The organism is Streptomyces sp. NPDC037288, assembly GCF_055603265.1.
The window spans coordinates 1-1,519 of the sequence record NZ_JBVJVY010000209.1; the positions used below are offsets into that span (position 1 = coordinate 1).

The following is a 1,519-nucleotide window of genomic DNA, read 5'->3' on the forward strand; positions in this document are numbered from 1 at the left end:
CCCCACCAAAGACCGTTCCATGCCCCTGCCCACACCACTACACTCCCCACCCTCAGAACCCTGACCAGCAGAAATGGCGAAGTACTGCTGGAGTACTAATACTCCAGTCGCGTTTCTGGTCCTGAGCTGGCAGTTGTCGTTGTCCTGGGGTGGAGGGGATGGCTGGAGTCGCGGTCTGGGCTGCTGAGTTGGATTCGGTGTTCGCGCGGGTGGCGAGCAGGTTCGGCCGGGCGGATCTGCGGTGGCGGATGCGGGACTACGTCCGTGGTCTGCTGGGGCGGGCGACGCGCAAGAACGGCTGGCAGCTCGCGGAATGGGCTGGGCACCGCACCCCGGACGGCTTCCAGCGGCTGCTGAACAGCAGCGTCTGGGACGCGGACGCTCTGCGTGACGATGTCCGCGGGTACTTGGCGGAACGGCTGGGGCCCGACGGGGTGCTGATCACCGACGACACCGGATTCGCCAAGAAGGGCACCACCTCGGCCGGGGTCAGACGGCAGTACACCGGCACTCCAGGAAGATCGACAACTGCCAGATCGGGGTGTTCGCCGCCTACGCCACCGGCTCAGGCCGGGCTCTGATCGACCGGGAGCTCTACCTGCCCAAGTCTTGGACATCCGACCGTGAGCGGTGCCGGGCCGCCAAGATCCCTGACGAGCGGACGTTCGCGACGAAGGGCGAGCTGGCTTATGGACAGGACTGGCACTTCCGCCGTCTGCTCGAGCAGCTCGGCGTCGGTTACGTGGTGGCGGTGCCCAAGTCCCAGCAGATCAAGTCCCTGGCCGGGATCTGGCGCATTGACCACCTCATCGAGGATGCTCCTGCTGATGCCTGGCAGCGGCTGTCCTGCGGCGACGGGGCCAAGGGCCCGCGAGTCTACGACTGGGCCGCGGCCAAACTGCCTGCCAACTTCATCTTCGATCCCGACCCGCCGACCCATCACCGCTGGGTGATGACCCGGCGCAGCCTGCCGGACCCCGGCGAGATCGCCTGCTACCTGACCTACGCACCCGCCGGCATCGAGATCTCCGGACTGGCCCGCATCGCCAGCAGCCGCTGGGCGATCGAGGAGTGCTTCCAGGCAGCGAAGAACGAGTGCTGCCTGGACGAGTACGAGGTCCGCCGCTACCTCGGCTGGTATCGGCACATCACACTCGCCATGCTCGCCCACGCAGTCCTGACCGCGCTTGCAGCCCTGGCCAGCAATGACGCAAAGGGGGCTGGAGAAACGCATCAGCCCTCATCCCGCTCACCATGGCGGAAAACCGGCGGCTCCTGGACGCTCTCCTGCCCCGCCCCCGAGCCGTCCACGACCCCGTCACCTACGCACTGACATGGTCGGCCTGGAGAAGACGCCGTCAAGCCATCGCCCACCACTGCCACTACCAAACACGCAGCTCAGGACACAAACCGCTGCTGGAGTATAAGACCGTGTCCTACATGGTCAGTTTGAGGAACCGCTTGTAGCAGCAGAGGGCGGATGCCAGCCCGAGAAAGGCCAGGTAGTTGCCTGGTTTCC

At 65.9% G+C, this 1,519-nt stretch carries 1 pseudogene; it reads left to right on the plus strand.

What is annotated here, in order from left to right:
* The first annotated feature begins 158 nt into the window (after positions 1–158).
* Positions 159–1,333 (plus strand): annotated as a pseudogene (locus ACZ7GZ_RS43330) (IS701 family transposase).
* The last annotated feature ends 186 nt before the right edge of the window (positions 1,334–1,519 follow it).